13 protein-coding genes are annotated in these 17,860 nt (G+C 63.7%); 8 read left to right on the forward strand and 5 right to left on the reverse strand.

All coding sequences use genetic code 11. The annotated features are described in order from the left end of the window. Positions 1-31 precede the first annotated feature (31 nt). From BJ6T_RS30525 to BJ6T_RS47995, 4 genes are all read right to left on the reverse strand, one after another. On the reverse strand, positions 32-1,336 hold the full coding sequence (locus BJ6T_RS30525) for an HlyD family type I secretion periplasmic adaptor subunit (protein ID WP_043900270.1): 1,305 nt from the start codon (positions 1,334-1,336) through the stop codon (positions 32-34). After that, a complete protein-coding gene (locus BJ6T_RS47550) occupies positions 1,276-1,557 on the reverse strand; it encodes a hypothetical protein (RefSeq protein ID WP_167541708.1) in 282 nt (93 codons plus the stop codon). The genes BJ6T_RS30525 and BJ6T_RS47550 overlap by 61 nt, the downstream gene beginning before the upstream one ends. Before the next feature lie 11 nt (positions 1,558-1,568). Further along, on the reverse strand, positions 1,569-3,410 hold the full coding sequence (locus tag BJ6T_RS30535; RefSeq protein ID WP_014496414.1) for a type I secretion system permease/ATPase: 1,842 nt from the start codon (positions 3,408-3,410) through the stop codon (positions 1,569-1,571). Positions 3,411-3,617: 207 nt separating this feature from the next. Continuing rightward, on the reverse strand, positions 3,618-4,991 hold the full coding sequence (locus BJ6T_RS47995; RefSeq protein WP_174770118.1) for a RodZ family helix-turn-helix domain-containing protein: 1,374 nt from the start codon (positions 4,989-4,991) through the stop codon (positions 3,618-3,620). A gap of 340 nt (positions 4,992-5,331) precedes the next feature. Here BJ6T_RS47995 and BJ6T_RS46045 point away from each other — a divergent pair, with 340 nt between their 5' ends. Then, complete coding sequence (locus BJ6T_RS46045) at positions 5,332-5,541, forward strand: hypothetical protein (RefSeq protein ID WP_144038016.1); 210 nt, start codon at positions 5,332-5,334, stop codon at positions 5,539-5,541. 1,203 nt (positions 5,542-6,744) lie between these two features. Here the strand turns inward: BJ6T_RS46045 and BJ6T_RS30545 are convergent. Then, complete coding sequence (locus BJ6T_RS30545) at positions 6,745-9,015, reverse strand: MHYT domain-containing protein (protein WP_028169626.1); 2,271 nt, start codon at positions 9,013-9,015, stop codon at positions 6,745-6,747. 448 nt (positions 9,016-9,463) lie between these two features. Between BJ6T_RS30545 and BJ6T_RS30550 the strand changes: the two genes are divergently transcribed. From BJ6T_RS30550 to BJ6T_RS30580, 7 genes are all read left to right on the forward strand, one after another. Further along, positions 9,464-10,714 carry an ABC transporter substrate-binding protein gene (locus BJ6T_RS30550; RefSeq protein WP_014496418.1) on the forward strand — a complete coding sequence of 417 codons (1,251 nt, stop codon included), beginning with the start codon at positions 9,464-9,466 and terminating at the stop codon, positions 10,712-10,714. A 136-nt stretch (positions 10,715-10,850) separates the two neighbouring features. Next, on the forward strand, positions 10,851-11,678 hold the full coding sequence (locus BJ6T_RS30555) for a helix-turn-helix domain-containing protein (protein ID WP_014496419.1): 828 nt from the start codon (positions 10,851-10,853) through the stop codon (positions 11,676-11,678). Positions 11,679-11,917: 239 nt separating this feature from the next. Beyond that, on the forward strand, positions 11,918-12,928 hold the full coding sequence (locus BJ6T_RS30560; RefSeq protein ID WP_014496420.1) for a branched-chain amino acid ABC transporter permease: 1,011 nt from the start codon (positions 11,918-11,920) through the stop codon (positions 12,926-12,928). Between the two features lies 1 nt (position 12,929). Further along, positions 12,930-14,039, forward strand: a complete 1,110-nt coding sequence (locus BJ6T_RS30565; RefSeq protein WP_014496421.1) for a branched-chain amino acid ABC transporter permease — start codon at positions 12,930-12,932, stop codon at positions 14,037-14,039. Then, positions 14,032-14,814 carry an ABC transporter ATP-binding protein gene (locus tag BJ6T_RS30570; RefSeq protein WP_014496422.1) on the forward strand — a complete coding sequence of 261 codons (783 nt, stop codon included), beginning with the start codon at positions 14,032-14,034 and terminating at the stop codon, positions 14,812-14,814. Before BJ6T_RS30565 ends, BJ6T_RS30570 begins: the two co-directional genes overlap by 8 nt. Then, positions 14,807-17,023 (forward strand): ABC transporter permease, encoded by a 2,217-nt coding sequence (locus tag BJ6T_RS30575; RefSeq protein WP_014496423.1) that lies wholly within the window; start codon positions 14,807-14,809, stop codon positions 17,021-17,023. Before BJ6T_RS30570 ends, BJ6T_RS30575 begins: the two co-directional genes overlap by 8 nt. 3 nt (positions 17,024-17,026) lie before the next feature. Beyond that, complete coding sequence (locus tag BJ6T_RS30580; protein ID WP_014496424.1) at positions 17,027-17,860, forward strand: phosphoenolpyruvate hydrolase family protein; 834 nt, start codon at positions 17,027-17,029, stop codon at positions 17,858-17,860.

The following is a 17,860-nucleotide window of genomic DNA, read 5'->3' on the forward strand; positions in this document are numbered from 1 at the left end:
CCAGCGGCCCTTGCACGGGGCCGCCAGCGGATCAGCTCTCCCGCATCCCGCGCCGGATCGCGTCCGTGATCGGCTGGGTCAGATAAGCAAGAATTGTGCGTTCTCCGGTTGCGATCAGGACGTCGGCCATCATGCCCGGCTTGAGCTTCTCACGGACTTTCTCGGGGAATTGCGTCACCTGGACCGAGACTTTCACCTCATAATAGGGCTGATGGGTGGCATCGTCGCGAGCGGCGTCGGCCGAGATCGAAAGAACCTCGCCGAGAGCGATCGGAGTGGAGCGCGCCTTGAACGAGGGAAGCCGCACCTCGGTCGGAAGGCCGAGCTGGACGTGGTTGATATCAAGCGCCGACACCCTTGCGGCCACCACGAGAACGTCGTTGTCCGGCACGATCTCCATCAGCACGTCGCCCGCCTTGATCACGGCGCCGATCGTGTGAACCTTCAGGTTCACGATCCGCCCCGATCGCGGTGCGCGTACTTCCATCCGCGCCAGAACGTCGACCGCGACGCGCAGCTTCTCCCGCGCATCAGCAAGCTGCGCGCGCGTGTCGGCGAGCTTGCCGGTCGCTTCCTCCAGCACCTTCTGTCCGACCTGGTCGATCTGGAGCCGTGACTCGTCGATGATGCGGCCGTAGCGAGCGATATCCGCTTCATAGGCGCCGATCTTGCCCTCGAGATCGGCTCTGGAGCGCTCAAGCGTGGCGACGCGCGCGAACGGTACGATGCCCTGATCAACGAGCGGCTTGAGCTTGGTGTATTCCTGGCTCACACTGTCGAACTGCGCGCGCGCGCCCTTGTTTTGCGCGGTATTTCCCTGGATCTGCCGTTGCGCCTGCGCGATACGCTCCTCGAGGATCGAGATCTCGATCTTTCGCGCAGCGCGACGTTCATCGAATCGCCGCTTCTGGTCACCCATTGCGCGCATCGCGTTCGGATCGGAAGCCTTCTGGAGCAGCTCGGCCGGAAACGTGATGCTGTCCTTTCCTTCGGCTTCCGCCTGCAGGCGTGCCTCCTCGGCAACCGCGGAGTACACCGCCGAACGAGCGATCTCTTCCTTGGCCCGCTCCTGGGTCGGATCGAGCCGCAACAGGACCTGACCTTCCGCCACATGAGCATCGCCTGTGACCAACAGGTTCTGGACGATTCCACCCTCGAGGTGCTGCACCACCTTACGGTCGCTCTCGACGACGACGGAGCCGGCCGCCACCACGGCACCATCGATCGACGCGAGAGCGGTCCAGCCGCCAAATACGCCGAAGGTCAGGAAGACGACTAGGAAGCCTCGCCGCGCGGGTGTCTGCCAATCGCCCGACGGATCCTCATCGTTGCCCATTGCCCCCGGGGCCACAAGGTCGGCAGTTTCGCCTTGGCAAGATGGACCAGCTTGGCAAGATCGACCTGCTTGGCAAGACCGACCAGCGATCTTGTCATGGTCTCCGCCTTCGCAAGGAGTTTGATCGGAGGTTGCGGCTCCTGCACCGCTTTATCTGTCTTGTTGAACTGCTTCAAAAGCTCGGCCAGTTCGTCGTGAAGAGCGTCCGGTCCCCGCCGCAATAGATTGTCCATTATTGCCTCGTCGCGTGCGCCTGACGCACTTGATTTGAAAGCTGTGCCGGACGGTGAGCGCCATCGGTTCGATGGTTGCCGTCAGCATGGTGATGACGATCGGCGCGATGATGTTCGGCGGGCTCGCGCACGTCGCGCCGCATCGGCGCAACTGTTTTGCCGAGCAGTGCAGGCAGCATTTCCTCGCGCGTGCCGATTTGCCCGAGCCGTCCCTCGTGCATGAACACGATCTTGTCGACCGCAGCGAGCAGGTTCGGGCGGTGATTGATGATCACGATCGTCACCTTGCTCTGCCTCAGCCGCTGGATCGCATCGGCGAGCGCGCGATCGCCGTCGCCGTCGAGATTTGCGTTCGGCTCGTCGAGCACCACCAGCACCGGCTTGCCGAACAGCGCACGGGCGAGCCCGATGCGCTGCCGCTGACCGCCAGAAAGACCTGCGCCATTATCCCCGATGACGGTGTCATAGCCCTTGGGAAGACGCTGGATCATCATATGCGCCGACGCCAACTGCGCTGCCTCGACGACCGCCTCGTCGGAGGCGTCGTCGCGGAAACGCGCAATGTTGTCACGCACGGTACCGGCGAACAGTTCGACGTCCTGCGGAAGGTAGCCGAGGTTCTGTCCAAGGAAATTGGGATCGAAATGCCTGACGTCGTTGCCGTCGATGCGCACGCAGCCGTGCACCAGCGGCCAGGCACCGACCAGGGCCCGCGCCAACGACGATTTTCCGGAGCCGGACTGGCCAACCACGGCGACGACTTCGCCAGGGGCCAGTCGGAACGACACGTCGGCGATGGCCGGCAATTGCGATCCGGGGACGAGCACCGTCGCGGCCTCGACGGAGATTTCACCGACCAGGGCCGGCAATCGAGTCGGCTGTCGCTCAGTCGCGCGGTTCGCAAGCGCGCGGTCCAGCCTGGCATATGATGTGCGCGCGGCAACCAGCGCCTTCCACTGCGACACCGCAGCCTCGACGGGCGCGAGCGCGCGTCCCATGATCAGCGAAGCGGCGAACAAAACGCCCCCGGAAATCTCTTGCTGGATCGCGAGATAAGCGCCCACTCCCATGATGGCCACCTGAATCGCCATGCGCAGGAATTTGGAGATGGCGAGCAAGGTCCCGCCCCGTTCTCCGGCCGTCGCGCTTTCCAGCAGCGCCTGACCATGAGTTTCCGCCCAGGCACCGCGGACCGCAGGTCCCATTCCAAGCGCGCGGATCGCTTCGGCGTTGCGCAGCGAGGAGGTCAACCGGTCCAGTGCGTGAAGGTTCTTCGATGCGGCTGCATTCAGCGGCGCCTTCGTGACACGCTCGTTGAGGAAGGCGAGCGTCAGAATGATCATCGCGCCGATCAGGGCGACCAGGCCGATCAGCGGGTGGAGCAGGAAACACATCGCGAGGAAGATCGGCGTCCACGGCACGTCCATCAGCGACGTGATGACGCCGCCCGACAGCACCTCGCGCAAGGTGTCGACATCGCGCAGCAGCTGGACGTGATGCGAGCTGCTCGTGCTCAGCGCCTGTCCGAGCGCGGTCTCGAACGTCTCGCCAGAGACGAACCGGTCGAAGCGCAATCCGGTCTGCACGAGAACCCGGCTGCGAAAATGCTCGAGCGTCGCGTAGCTGATGAAGAGCACGAGCGCGATGAGCGAGAGCAGTAGCAGCGTCATCCCGTTTCGGCTCGTCAGCACCCGATCGTAGATTTGCATGGTGTAGAGCGGCGACACGAACACCAGCAGATTGATGAAGATAGATAGTCCGCCGGCCGCGAGCAGGCCGGGACGTATCCGACGGAAGGCATCCGCGAGCGCAGACTGTTTTGCCGAAGCGTGCATGTGCATATCCGGGCCGCCCTTGGCCGGGCGGCGGTAAACGGTTGAAAAATTGCATGCGATCGAGCGTCGAGACGCCCGCATTTCAACATTCCGCCGTGCGCGGAATGCCACCCCGCCTCTCGACCGCCCCGGTGGTCGCGAGGAACTCCCCAGAATGGACATGCGCGCAGCGCACCGCGCGCATGTCCTTGTCGATGTAGACGACCTACGAGCTTACGAATGCCACCCGTGATGATCGTTGTGGTGAGACATCCAATCGGCCAGATGCGCTACGAACGAGCCTGTGTCCGGCGTATCCGTCTGCCCAGAATCGGCATCCGCAGTCGTGTTCGACGTCGCATTGTGACCCCGCCACCAGGAATGATCTCCAGATGCGGACGACGTGCTGGCATTATTGAGCCACTGCGAGAAATCGAGCCGACCACCGTTGTGGTTGTGCCAGCCACCGCCGCCGGCCGTCTGCCAGGACGAACCGCCCCACCAGCCGCCGCCGCCGCCGTGGTGATGACCACCCCAGCCGCCAGTATCCGTCGAACCACCGTCTGACGGATCGGTCGTTCCGTCCGAGCCCGACACGGGAGGGGTGCCTCCGGTGCTACCGCCAGCATCGGCGACCGGCGGCGGGTTGCCGTCCGTGCCTGTGCTGCCGCCAGCGTCCCCAACCGGCGGCGTGTTGCCGTCCGTGCCGGTGCTACCGCCAGCGTCCACCGGCGGCGGCGTGCTGCCGTCCGTACCGGTGCTACCGCCAGCGTCCACCGGCGGCGGCGTGTCGGTCACCGGATCGGTAACAGGATCGGTAACGGGCGGAGCGGTCGCGCCCCCCGTGCCATGGCTCGTATTGTGCGCAAGGAACACCTGCTGCAGCTCCGGCGAGTCCTCGAGCGCGGTATCGCCTTCCTGCGAACCCCAAGCGTAGGCGTAGTCAAAGGCAGGATTGGGAACGAGCTCCGCCCAATGATCGATCATTGCCTGCTCTTGCTGGGCAGTCGGCAGCACGTGATGGGTGCCGTTTTCGGTGATCCAATCGCCGCCACCAAATGTCTGGTAGACCGGAACGATGGAGTCGAGCGGAATCCCGGCCTGCTCCGCAGCAGCGACGTACTTGTCGATTGTGCTGAGGTCGACGTTCGGACGGTCCTCCCACACCGGATACCAATCGAGACCGAAGTAGTCGATGTGGGTATTCGCCTGGTTGTAGCTGTTCATGTAGTTCGGATCGTCCGCTGATCCCATGTTCATCAGGACGGTGAACGTCTTAAGGTTGGGATCGTGTTGATGAATCCAGTCGGATTCAGCCTTCAGATCCGCAGGGTCGGCTTGCGGTCCCCACTGTCCGGTCATATCGGGCTCATCCACCAGGTAGAAGCCGAACACTTTCGGATTGTTGAGGAACGGCGTCACCTGGTCGATGAAGTCCTGAGTCACGCCTTGGTACTGATTGAGCCAGACCAGACCCTGCACGCCATCGGGCAGTGCATTCACCTGGTCGACATAAGAGACGTCCGCAAGATTGAAGCCAGCTTCAGCTGGTGCGAAATTACCTTGCGAGTCCAGACCCCCGCCCGCAGCGTAGTGTAATGTTGCCAATGATATTCCCCTGTCTGTGTTGAAAGCCCCCAGTGACCTGTAGGTCTGAGCGCCCGACAACCGATCGTGCGTCCCACCGAGGTGAACGTATGTTTACGTTTGAGGCAGGAATCTCCGTTCCATTGGGCGTAACCAAGGGATTATTGTGCTGAAAGTTTGCACAGCAGCGCGCCAGCGCTGACCGCCAGATCCGCGGGAAAATTTGTTTTGAAAGATGATTCAACGATATGCGGCCAATCGAGGCCGCGAAGATCAATGTTGAATCTGGCGCAACGTCGACGAAATTGTTCAATGTCGGTAGCGGGCAGCAGACCGGATTGATGTCGGTGGATTACCTCCGATGATGGATGTTCTCATCGAAGCGTTTCCGTTGTTCAGTAAAGGGGTGGCGCAGGGAGAGAGAAAATCCAAGCGGATCAGCGCTCCTGTGGGCCGGTATTTTGGCACCGAAGCCGAACTCGTTTTGCGGGGACAATTGCGAATTGCGGAAGTATTAGGCGCTGGGTTGCCTTGCCGCTCTTTAGCACCGTGGCTGGAGAGCTCTTTTTGATAGCGCGCGCGAAGCGAATTTGTCCCACCCGTTTGCCGCGCCGCGCGCTAGCGATTTTTCGAGTAGAATCAGCACATTTGCTGCCGAGGACGTCATGTCAGGATCGGCCCAAACGAACCTCAAGCTTCCGCCGGGTTCACGAATTCAGGTAAAGCCGGCAGCTGGTCCTCGCTTAGCTGGAAAGATCGGGACCGTGGTTGGGGCCGGATACTATCCGAAGAGCCTCCGCGTCATTCTGGACGGATCGAAGGGACCAATTACTCTTCACGTGGACTACGTGGCCATGATCGACACGTGAATCGGGCGCAGCGTTCGCGGCTCACTTGCGGCAAAAGGCTTTCTGCAACGACGCGTTTCGAGTTACTCCAGAAGTATCGCCGGCCTCTGCTCCAGCATTAGGCCGCTCTTTTGACCCATTTCAGCCAATCTTTGTTCGTTGCTCCTTGCTCGGGGCAGGATCCATCAATCCCGGAGCCTGCAATGTTCAAGCAAGTAATTTCTGCGTGCTGCCTCGTTGTGATCACCTCGCTCAATTCAGATGCACGTCCCTACCGCACACAGCACGCCTCCGAATGCAACGTCACCATGCCATGCGACTTTTCGAACTTCGCGCAAATCTTGAACCAGCGAAGAGAGGTGCAAGACTCATTGCGGATACACCGAACCAAGCAACTCAGCGTCGTCGCCAATACAAATATTGCGACGCCTGACGGCTCCGTCAGCACTCGGATCGTTGGCGGCCGCCCCGCGGGCTGCCCGTTCTCATTCTGCGGTTGTGCCGCAGCCCTGCGCCTGTTTGGTCGCATCGTTCCGGAATTGAATCTCGCGGCAAACTGGCTGAGATTTCCGCGTACGTCGCCAGCACCAGGAATGGTCGCGGCAAGACGCGGGCACGTTTTCGTCCTCGAGCAGCACATCGGGGGCGACGTTTGGATGGCGTACGACGGCAACTCAGGTGGACACACAACGAGAGTACACGCACGTTCTTTGAGGGGATACACGGTTGTGAATCCGCGCGCGACGCTGACTTGAATTTAGCCCTTTAACGAAACGGCAACACGGTTGCCATGCACTGGCATGCTTTCACCGGAACAGCGGCAAATTCTCGTCGCTGAGGCGCCGTTATTATCCCCGGTCGAAACACGACCTGGCTGGAGGCAAATGTGCTGGCGGCGCCGATCGGCGGCCGTCAGCCAGACACCGTCAGGCGACGACTGATCTCGCGTGTCCCCGCTCTCGCATCGCTCCCTGGATAGCCTTCTCAAGGGCGGCCTGATCAAACGGCTTCGACAGGCGGTGCAGATTGGAACGCGCGTCGATGGGAAGCTCCGCATACCCGGTGCTCAGGAGGATGACCGTACCGGGACGCTCCACGACCACGGCTTCAGCAAGCTGCAGGCCGGTCATGACCGGCATCGCATAGTCGGTGACGACGAGTTCGACGGTCTGGGTGCGGCGGAGGAGATCCAACGCCTCTTCGCCCGAGCGTGCCTCGACCACCGCATGCCCGAGATCCTCCAGCATTGCCGCCGTATTCTCGAGCACGAGAGGGTCGTCGTCGACCAGAAGCACGGAAAGCCGGCGGTCGGCCCGGAGCATGGGTGCCGGGGACTCCGCTCGCGGTGCTGGCAACGCGGCCTCCTCCTCGGCCACCGGCAGCCAGATCTCGGCCGTTGTGCCCACTCCAAGGCGGCTCTTCAAGACGAGCCTGCCGCCGGACTGCTCGGCGAGGCCGTGAACCATCGATAGTCCGAGCCCGGTGCCTTTGCCGATCCCCTTCGTCGTGAAGAACGGCTCCTGAGCGTGCTTGAGCGTTTCCTCGTCCATGCCGCAGCCGGTGTCGCTCACCGAGAGCGCGACGTAGCGGGGAGCGCCGGCTTCCTGCTGCTCGTCTCTGGCGGAGATGGTTATCAGGCCGCCGGCCGGCATCGCATCACGCGCGTTTACCGCGAGATTGAGGATCGCCAGTTCGAGCTGGTTGGCGTCAATCTTTACGTTTGGCAGGTCCCGCGGAAAGAGTGTGTCGATACGGACGCCTGCCTCGAATTTCAGCAGTGACGCCATGCCCCGCACCAGTGCGGCGATATCGACGACAGCCGGCTTGAGATCCTGTTTGCGAGCGAAGGCGAGCAAGCGCTGGGTTAGCAGTGCGCCCCGCTGCGCGCCTTGCATCGCGTTGTCCACGAGACGCTGTATCTTCGGATCGTCTGTTTGCAGGCGTTTTTTCAGAAGCTCGAGGCTGCCGAGAACGGCGGCGAGCAGGTTGTTAAAATCGTGGGCGACGCCGCCGGTAAGTTGACCGATGGTCTCCATTTTCTGCGACAGCGTCAGCGCTTCGCGTGCCCGATCCAGCGCTTCCTGTGCCCGCCGTCTCTCGCTGATGTCGCGCACGATCTTGGCAAACCCAGTGATCAAGCCGCTTTCGTTCCGTACCGCGACCAGGGTTGCCTCCGCCCAGAAGCGGCTGCCATCCCGGCGCACGCGCCAGGCTTCCACTGCTGACTTGCCGTACCGCTCCGCCTCCAGGAGAGCACGTGCCGGCGCCCCGGACGCGCGGTCTTCGTCGGTATGAAGGATCGCGTAGCTGGTCCCTACGATGTCGTCGCCATAACCCATCAGCCGGCGCGCCCCGAGATTCCAGTTTCCCACGGCCCCATTCGGCTCGATCATGAACATGGCGTGATCGGCGATGCCCTCCACCAGGAGCCGAAAGCGTTCTTCACTTCGCTTCAGCGCGCTGGCCTCGCGTTGGGCGCGCTCCGCCGAGGCCCGATCGTAGACAGCGGCGGCAATCCCAATGCTCAGGATCAGGATGGTGGCGCCCGCGAGCAGAAATGCCAGCGGCGCTCGACCCACGAAATGTCCTGCGTGTCCCGCCACGGTGTTCGCAGGCTGGAACGAGGCACCTTCCATAGCCGCGTAATGCATGCCGGAGATCGCGAGACCCATCACAAGTCCTGCGAACAGTCGCTGCGTCGCACTCGTCTTGCGAAAGGCGAGCCAGAGCGCCACGACCGAAGCGCACATCGCGATCACGACCGAGAGCACGACCCACCGAGGATCGTACGCGACGGATGCCGCCATTCTCATCGCACCCATGCCCGTATAGTGCATGCCGGATATGCCAAGCCCCATCGCCAAGCCGGACACCAGAAGCGCCCGCGGGCGTCTTCCGACCACGGCAAAGGCCGCGGCCGCGACAACAATGGGGACGACAAGCGATAGAAAGGTGAGGAATGGATCGTAGGAGATCTCGGCCCCGGGCAGCCTGAAAGCCAGCATGCCGACGAAATGCATGGACCAAATGCCGCCGCCCATGGCGGTGGCCGCGGCTGCAAGCCAAGCCGGACGAGCCCGCTCGGACGCGGCACGCATCCGGGTCGCGAGGTCGAGCGCTGTGTAGGAGGCGAGCGCGGCGATCAGGATCGACAGCGCCACAAGAACGGGATCGTGAGAGGCCGTATGGTGATTCATTTCCACCACATGGTAATGGAAATCCGGGGCAAATTCACCCTAGGTTGAATAACGGCGGCGGGATCGGGGCCCGGCCGGCCGCGATCCGTGGCACCCTGTCGGCAAATTCAGGCTGGCTCCAGCCGCCGGGGGGCTGTTTCCGCCCCACCTTCCCTTGGGATTTGAACCGGACCAGGCCTGTGCTGGGTCAGGCTCCATGCACGGACCAAGCGGAGGATCGTACCCCTCACGCGCCGCCGTTCAAATTGGGCAAGCCGGCCGCCTATTGCACCGCGAAGCCAATTGCGCCGCAACATTCAAAATGAGACTGCCCGTCAAGCCGCACGATGCGCCCATACGTGCACTGCATCCGACTTCGGTTAGCCTTCGTTCAACAGCCGGGCGCCTTTCGGGAGCTACGGCGGCCGCGCCAATTCAGCGAAAATTTGGCCATAGAGGGAGGAATGCAATGTTGAAATGCAGTGTGGGACTGATCGCGCTAAGCAGCCTTTTCCTTTCAGGCGCGGCAATCGCCCAGGAAAAGATCAAGGTCGGCGTCACGGCAACGCTGGAAGGCACCTACACGGTGCTCGGCGAGGACGGCATGCGCGGCCACCAGACGGCGCTCAATGTGCTTGGCAAGAAGGTCGGCGACAAAGAGCTTGAATTCATCGTTGCTTCGACCGACGCGACGCCGGATTCCGCAGTGCGCGCCGTACGCAAGCTGATCGAGCAGGACAAGGTGCAGATCCTGTTGTCGCCGCTCTCCGGCGACGAGGGCATTGCGGTCAAGAACTTCGCCAAGACGCATCCGGAGCTGACTTTCATCAACGCCGCCTCCGGCGCGCAAGAAACCACCTATGTCGATCCCGCTCCGAACTTCTTCCGCTACAACATGGACGGCGCGCAGTGGCAGGTGGGCCTCGGCAAATACGCCTATGAAACCAAGAAATATCGCAAGATCGCGACCGTCGGCGAGGACTATTCCTTCATCTACACCCAGGTGTTCGGCCTCGTGCTCGAATTCTGCGGCGCCGGCGGCCAGGTCACCAACCGGCAATGGGTGCCGCTCGGCACCAAGGACTTTGCCTCCGTCATCGCGGCGCTGCCCGACGATGTCGATGCGATCTATCTCGGTCTCGGAGGTGCGGATGCCGTCAACTTCCTGAACCAATACCAGCAGGCCGGCGGCAAGGCGCATCTGATGGGCGGCTCCATCATGATCGACCAGACCATCCTGTCCTCGAAAGGCAACGCCAAGAATGCGCTGGTCGGCACCATCGCGGCGAGCGGCCAGGCTGACACCTGGGAGGATCCGGGCTGGCAGAAGTTCGTGAAGGCGTATCAGGACGCGTTTCCGCCCAACAAGCGCTTCCCGAGCCCGTCGCTTCTTGCGACAAACTATTACGGCTCGACCATGGCGCTGATCCTCGCGCTGCGCGAGGTCAATGGCGATCTTTCCAATAACCAGGCCAAGTACAAGGAGGCCCTGGCCAAGATCGAGATCGACGCACCGAACGGCAAGATCAAGCTTGACGCCAACCGCCAGGCGATCGGCACCAACTTCGTCACCGAGGTCGTCGATGACGGCAAGGGCGCGCTGTTCAGCAAGGTTGTCAAGGTGATCCCGAACGTGAACCAGACGCTCGGTTACGATCCGGCGGTGTTCGCCAAGATCGGACTGCCGAGCCGTACGGTCCCGGAATGTAAGAAGTACTGACGCATTCACCGGCGCTCCTTTTGCTTGCTCTCCGGCAGCCGGGAGCGATTTGCAGGCGCGATATCTTGTGCTCTTGCAATCTCGCCCCGGTTGTTGAACGCTGACTGAAAAGACAAGAACATTCGGGAGGGAAGGCATGAGCCGGGCGCTTGCCGTCTTTCACGGCCGGTTCGGTCGCGCGACGGTCTATCAGTTGAACCGCCCTTTCAACGTGCACGCACATCGCGAAGGTCATCTGATCTTCCATGTCGGCGGCCTGTCCGCATGCATCGACGTCTGTAACGGGCACTACGACCTTACGGAAAGCTCCATCGTTGCGGTCAATCCCTGGGAGCCCCACAATTTCCTGCCGTCCGATCTCGACGGTGGCGCGATCTTCTTCGTGCTCTACGTCAATCCGGAGTGGTTCGCGCCCGACGCACCCGGCGCCGACCGCCTGCGTTTCGGCCGCACCCAGTTCAAGCGCACGGTCGCACTCGACAAGCACATCCGACGAACCGCAGCACTCGTGTGCGGCGCACCGTCACTCTCCAGCCTCGATGCCGAGCTGCGGCGGCTGATCGACATCTGCTACGACGAAAGTTGGCAGCAAGCCGAGATCGCGCGCGACGCGCGCACGGCCGGCGCCGTCACCGACTTCCGCGTACGCAAATGCATCAAGCTGATGTCGGAAAGTCCGGGCGCCGAAATGGAGCTCGACACGATCGCGCGCGAATCCGGCCTGTCGCGACCGCATTTCTACCGGTTATTCCGCACCCAGACCGGCGTCACGCCACACCTCTACCTCAACACCCTGATCATGGAACAGGCGCTGGAAGCCCTTGTCGCCGGCGAAGCACCGATCGCCGACATCGGCTTCGACCTCGGCTTCTCCTCGCAAAGCGGCTTCACACGCTTCTTCACCGCCAATGTCGGGATGGCGCCGACCGATTACCGCCGCGCCGCCAAGGTTTTACGGGCCTGACCGCGCGCGAAAAGATACTGACGATCAAACGCTCCCCTTGTGCCCTCGCTAAGATGGTCGGAACGCGATCCCGAAAAGAGGATCGCAAGTCCGGGAGGACGCACGTCCATGGCGAGGTACGCAGCCTGCGCAAGGCTGTTCGACCAGCGTTCAAGGCATGAGGCAGGGCGAGGTCGAAGCGGCCTGATCGCGCCCTCTTCCCGCTTGCGGGGGCGCGAGGCGGGGATGAGGCAGTCGACATGACGCGCTTCGTCGAACGTCATCCGGCCTGGGCCCTGATCGTGATCATCGCGATCGCACTTGCATTGTGGCTGACCTTGGCGGTGTGGCCGCCCGGACTTGAAGAGGCGATCGGCCGCAAGCGGGTTTTCCTGAACGCCGTGTTCAACGGCATCACGCTCGGCGGCCTCTACTTCCTTGTCGCCAGCGGTTTCACCCTGATCTTCGGCCTGATGCGCAACGTCAACCTCGCGCACGGCTCGCTGTATTTGTTCGGCGGCTATGTCGGCTACGCCATCAGCGCCTCGACCGGCTCCTGGCTCCTCAGCTTCATCGTCGCATTCATCCTGACGGCGCTGGTCGGCGTCCTGCTTCAGCTCATCGTCTTCCGCCGCATGGAGGGCCAGGACTTGCGGCAGACCATGGTGACGATCGGGCTTTCGATCGTTTTCGCCGACCTGATGCTGTGGGCTTGCGGCGGCGACTTCTATCAGATCCAGACGCCGAACTGGCTGATCGGCCCGATCGAGCTGCCGCTGATCACTGCGGTGAAATCCTCGGGCGAGCCGGTCTATCTCCGCTATCCCCTGGTCCGGCTGGTGATCTTCGCCGCGTCCGTCGTGATCGGCCTGGCGATGTGGCTCGCGCTCAACCGCACACGCATCGGCATGATCATCCGCGCCGGCGTCGACGATCGCGACATCCTGGCCGCAACTGGAGTGCGGATCCAGCTCGTCTTCGTGCTGGTCTTCGCGCTCGGTGCCGGGCTTGCTGGCATCGCCGGCGTCGTCGGCGGCACCTTCCAGTCGCTCTCGCCCGGCGAAGACATCCGCTTCCTGCTCGCCTCGCTCGTCGTCGTCATCGTCGGCGGCATGGGCTCGATCCCAGGTGCCGCGCTCGGTGCGCTCATCATCGGCCTCGCCGAACAGCTCGGTTCGGTCTACATCCCGACCTACGCCATCGTCGTGACTTTCCTGATCATGGTGTTGGTACTAGCAGTCCGGCCGCAAGGCCTGTTGGCGAGGCGCTGAGATGTCGCTCGCCCACGACGCCCGCGTCACCATTCGTCCCGCCGCAGCGGCGCAGCGCCCCAAATTGCGCGGATGGCCGGAGATCAACAATCCTGCAGCCTGGATCGTCGCGGCCATTCTCCTGATCATGCCGCTGATCGCCAACGGCTTCTTCCTGATCGAGATCTTTGCGACCACGCTGATCCTCGGCATCATGGCGCTGAGCCTGATGTTCCTCGCCGGCTACGGCGGCATGGTCAGCCTGATGCAGCTCACCATCGCAGGCTTCTCCGCCTATATGGTCGCCGTGTTCGGCGTCAGCGGCAACGCCAATATCAGCCTGGGTTGGCCGTGGTGGCTCGCAGTCCCGATGGCGCTCGCGCTCGCGACCCTGTTCGGCACGCTTGGCGGCGCGCTGGCGGTGCGCACCGAGGGCATCTACACCATCATGATCACGCTCGCGATCGGCGCGGCTTTCTATTACTTCACCAACCAGAACTGGGCGATCTTCAACGGCCATACCGGCATCAACACTGTTGCAACGCCGCATTTCTGGGGCGTCAACTGGCGCGCCGACATTCCGTTCTATTACATCGTGCTCGCGGTCGCTGCGCTGTGCTACTTCGCCGTTGAATACATCTCCCGCGCACCATTCGGGCTGGCGCTGCAAGGTGTGCGCGACAATCCCCGCCGCATGGCGGCGCTCGGCTTCAACGTCAATGCGCACCGCGTCGCCGCCTACGCCTTCGCGTCCTTTGTCGCGGCGCTGGCTGGCGTGCTCCAGGTCTGGAACTACCGGCAGATCTCGCCCGGTTCCGTGAGCGTCGGCGCCTGCATCGATATCCTCATCATCGCCGTGGTCGGCGGCATCACGCGTCCCATCGGCCCCTTCATCGGTGCCCTGATCTTCGTGCTGCTACGCACCTTCGCGCTAGACTTCCTGGTCAAGCTCGGGCTCGACGGCAACCGCTTCCGGCTGCTGATCGGCCTCGGTTTCCTCGCTATCGTCTTCTGGTCCTCGGACGGCGTGATCGGGCTCTGGCAGAGCTGGCGACAGCGCCAGCGATCCGGCGCGGCCCGTTCAAGCGGACGTCTCGGCCGAGGATCTGGTCAAGGATCCGGTCATGGATAGCGTCGCGCAACGCCTCTCGGCCGTCGGCGCCGGCGCGGCGCTGGAGCTTCGCGGCGTGACGCGCCTGTTCGGCGCGCTGGCCGCGCTCACCGACGTCACCATTACGGTGCGCCCCGGCGAGCGGCGCGCCGTGCTCGGCTCGAACGGTGCCGGAAAAACCACCCTGTTCAACTGCATCACCGGCGATTTCCCGCCCTCCTCCGGCACCATCCGGTTCTTCGGCGAGGACGTCACCCACTTCCCGCCCTACGAGCGCATCCGCCGCGGCCTGCGCCGGACCTACCAGATCTCCGCGCTCTTTCCTGGTCTCACCGTCCAGGACAATGTCTACCTCGCCTGCCGCGGCGTCTCGCGCGGGCGCTTCTCCTTCCTGCGCCCCGGACAGAACGACGCGCTGATGAGCGCGGCCGACAATCTCGTGCAGGCCGTCCATCTCACAGGCGTGAAGGACCAGCGCGTCGCCGAGCTTGCGCATGGCCAGCAGCGCCAGCTCGAGATCGCATTGGCGCTCGCCGGAGCGCCGCGTTTCGTGTTGTTCGACGAGCCGGCCGCGGGCCTGTCTCCGACCGAGCGCGCCGAGCTGGTCGAGATCCTGACCTCGCTGCCGGCACATATCGGCTATATCATCATCGAGCACGACATGGACGTCGCGCTACGCGTCGTCGAGAGCGTCACGATGATGCACAACGGGCGCATCTTCAAGGAAGGCCTGCCGCAGGAGATCCAGTCCGATCCCGAGGTGCAGGAGCTTTACCTCGGAGGCGGTCATGAATGAGGTCCGCCGCTCGGCCGCCGCCGCCCTCGAAGTCCGCGGCCTCGACGTCTACTACGGGCATTCGCATGCGCTGCAAGGCGTGGACCTGACGCTCGAAGCCGGCGTATTCTCGGTGGTCGGTCGCAACGGCATGGGCAAGACCACGCTGTGCAAGGCGATCATGGGGCTGGTGCCGGTCAGCGGCGGCTCGATCCGCGTTCGCGGCGACGACATCACCCGGCGGCCGCCCGCCTACATAGCCCGGCTCGGCGTCGGCTACGTGCCGCAGGGCCGGCGGCTGTGGCGCTCGCTCAGCGTCGACGAGCATCTGCAGCTTGCCGCGGGCCTGCGGCGCGGGGCTTGGACGGTCGAGCGCATCTACGAGACCTTTCCGCGATTGGCCGAGCGCAAGGATCATGGCGGCGGCCAGCTCTCCGGCGGCGAGCAGCAGATGCTTGCGATCTCCCGCGCGCTGCTCACCAATCCACAGCTCCTGATCATGGACGAGCCGACCGAGGGGCTTGCGCCCGTCATCGTCGCCCAGGTCGAGGAGATGCTGGTACGGCTTGGCGAGGATGGCGACATGTCCGTGCTCGTGATCGAGCAGAACATCGGTGTGGCCACGGCCGTCTCGCGCAACGTCGCGATCATGGTCAACGGTCGCATCAACCGCATCATCGATTCCGTGCGCCTTGCCGCGGACCGGGAGTTGCAGCAGCGCCTGCTCGGCGTCGGACTCCACGCCGAGCTCGAGCCCGCCGTCGACGTGCCGGCTGCAGGCACCGGGGCGAAGGCCGCACCGCAGCCGTCCCGTCCAGGCGGCCCGATCCGCGTCTACATCTCCAATCCGACGCCCCCCACCCGATGGTCACAGCCGGTCCCGATCGCCCGCATCGAGGCTGCCGCCCGCACGCTCTCGACACAGGTGGCGCGTCTCGACGAGACCGCCCGGCGCCGGCGCGAGCCGGTCGCGGCGCAAATGCAGGGACCCCCGGTCGTGCTCGTCGTCGGCACGCTCGACACCAAGGGCACGGAGCTTCGCTTCATCCGCGACATCATCGCCGGGAGCGGTCTGCGCACGCGACTGGTCGATGTCTCCACCAGCGGACGGCACGCAACCAGCGACATCTCCGCCCAGGAGATCGCCTTGAACCATGGGCGCGGCGGATCGGCGGTGTTCGGACCCGACCGCGGCGCTGCCGTCACCGCGATGGCCGATGCCTTCGCCAGCTGGCTGCGACGCCAGAGCAATATTGCCGGCGTGATTTCGGCGGGCGGCTCGGGCGCAGCGTCACTGGTCGCGCCGGGGATGCGGACCCTCCCCGTCGGGGTGCCCAAGCTGATCATCTCCTCCGTCGCCTCCGGCGACGTCGGGCCCTATGTCGGCCCCGCCGACATCACCATGATGTATTCGGTCACCGACGTGCAGGGCCTCAACTCGATCTCGCGTTCCGTGCTCGCCAATGGTGCCAATGCGCTGACCGGGATGGTCAGGGCGCGCCTAGATCAGCACGCGCGGAAGGATCGCGGCGACGGCGGATTGCCGTCGGTCGGCATCACCATGTTCGGCGTCACCACGCCGGCGGTGCAGAAGATCGCGGCCGATCTGCGCGAGGATTTCGAATGCCTCGTCTTCCACGCCACCGGCGTCGGCGGCCGCTCAATGGAGAAGCTCGTCGATTCCGGACAGATCGCCGGCGTCATCGATCTCACCACCACGGAAATCTGCGATCTCCTGATGGGTGGTGTATTCCCGGCGACCGACGACCGCTTCGGTGCGATCATCCGCAGCCGCCTACCCTATGTCGGCTCGGTGGGCGCGCTCGACATGGTGAATTTCGGCGCCCCGGACACCATTCCGGAGCGCTACCGCGGCCGCAAATTCCACGTGCACAACCCGCAGGTCACCTTGATGCGGACCACGGCGGAGGAAAACGAACGCATGGGCCGCTGGATCGCCGAGCGGCTCAACCAGATGGACGGCCCGGTGCGCTTCTTCCTGCCCGAGGGAGGCGTCTCCGCGCTCGACGCACGAGGACAGCCATTCTGGGATCCCGATGCCGATGCGGCGCTGTTCCGTGCGCTGGAGCGGAACGTGCGGCAGACCGCCAACCGTCAGCTCATCCGCGTCCCCAAGAACATCAACGATCCCGAGTTCGCCTCCACCATTGTCAGCGCGTTCCGGACCTTGTTCGGCCGCACCGGGGCGCGCCGGAGACTAGCGAGGTGACCGATGGCCCGGTTTGAACGCACAGAACTGTTGAAACGCTTCCGCGACATGGCAAAGCGCGGCGAGCCCATCATCGGCGGCGGCGCCGGCACCGGCCTGTCGGCCAAGTGCGAGGAAGCCGGTGGCGTCGATCTCATCGTCATCTACAATTCCGGCCGCTATCGCATGGCCGGCCGCGGCTCGCTTGCAGGATTGATGGCTTATGGCGACGCCAACGCCATCGTGCTGGAGATGGCCGGCGAAGTGCTGCCCGTCGTGACCAGGACGCCGGTGCTTGCTGGCGTAAATGGTACGGATCCGTTCCGCGACATGGACGTTTTCCTGGACCAGTTGAAGGCGCTCGGTTTCGCCGGCGTGCAGAACTTTCCGACCGTCGGCCTGATCGACGGAGTGTTCCGCGCCAATCTCGAAGAGACCGGCATGTCCTACGCGCTGGAGATCGACATGATCGCCAAGGCGCGCGAGAAGGACCTGCTGACGACGCCCTACGTCTTTACCGAGAAGGAAGCCGCCGCGATGGCGATCGCGGGCGCGGATATCATCGTCTGTCACCTCGGCCTCACGACCGGAGGCACCATCGGCGCGCAGACCGCGCCCAAGCTCAAGGATTGCCCGGCGCGCATCGACACCTGGGCCTCCGCCGCGCTCAGCGTCAATCCGGACATTCTGGTGCTCGCGCACGGCGGACCGATCGCCGATCCGGACGACGCCGATTTCATCATGAAGAACACCCGCTACTGCCACGGCTTTTACGGCGCCTCCTCGATGGAGCGGCTGCCGGTCGAGCGGGCGCTGACGGATCAGGTGCGCAAATTCAAGGCGATCGGCGCGCGATAA

The organism is Bradyrhizobium japonicum USDA 6 (assembly GCF_000284375.1).
In the GTDB taxonomy this organism is placed as follows: domain Bacteria; phylum Pseudomonadota; class Alphaproteobacteria; order Rhizobiales; family Xanthobacteraceae; genus Bradyrhizobium; species Bradyrhizobium japonicum.

What these genes read in the sequence shown, in the direction of transcription:
- BJ6T_RS30525 (WP_043900270.1), bottom strand. Translation starts at nt 1,336, where the DNA reads ATGGGCAACGATGAGGATCCGTCGGGCGATTGGCAGACACCCGCGCGG.
- BJ6T_RS30535 (WP_014496414.1), bottom strand. Translation starts at nt 3,410, where the DNA reads ATGCACATGCACGCTTCGGCAAAACAGTCTGCGCTCGCGGATGCCTTC.
- BJ6T_RS46045 (WP_144038016.1), top strand. Translation starts at nt 5,332, where the DNA reads ATGATGGATGTTCTCATCGAAGCGTTTCCGTTGTTCAGTAAAGGGGTG.
- BJ6T_RS30545 (WP_028169626.1), bottom strand. Translation starts at nt 9,015, where the DNA reads ATGAATCACCATACGGCCTCTCACGATCCCGTTCTTGTGGCGCTGTCG.
- BJ6T_RS30550 (WP_014496418.1), top strand. Translation starts at nt 9,464, where the DNA reads ATGTTGAAATGCAGTGTGGGACTGATCGCGCTAAGCAGCCTTTTCCTT.
- BJ6T_RS30555 (WP_014496419.1), top strand. Translation starts at nt 10,851, where the DNA reads ATGAGCCGGGCGCTTGCCGTCTTTCACGGCCGGTTCGGTCGCGCGACG.
- BJ6T_RS30560 (WP_014496420.1), top strand. Translation starts at nt 11,918, where the DNA reads ATGACGCGCTTCGTCGAACGTCATCCGGCCTGGGCCCTGATCGTGATC.
- BJ6T_RS30565 (WP_014496421.1), top strand. Translation starts at nt 12,930, where the DNA reads ATGTCGCTCGCCCACGACGCCCGCGTCACCATTCGTCCCGCCGCAGCG.
- BJ6T_RS30570 (WP_014496422.1), top strand. Translation starts at nt 14,032, where the DNA reads ATGGATAGCGTCGCGCAACGCCTCTCGGCCGTCGGCGCCGGCGCGGCG.
- BJ6T_RS30575 (WP_014496423.1), top strand. Translation starts at nt 14,807, where the DNA reads ATGAATGAGGTCCGCCGCTCGGCCGCCGCCGCCCTCGAAGTCCGCGGC.
- BJ6T_RS30580 (WP_014496424.1), top strand. Translation starts at nt 17,027, where the DNA reads ATGGCCCGGTTTGAACGCACAGAACTGTTGAAACGCTTCCGCGACATG.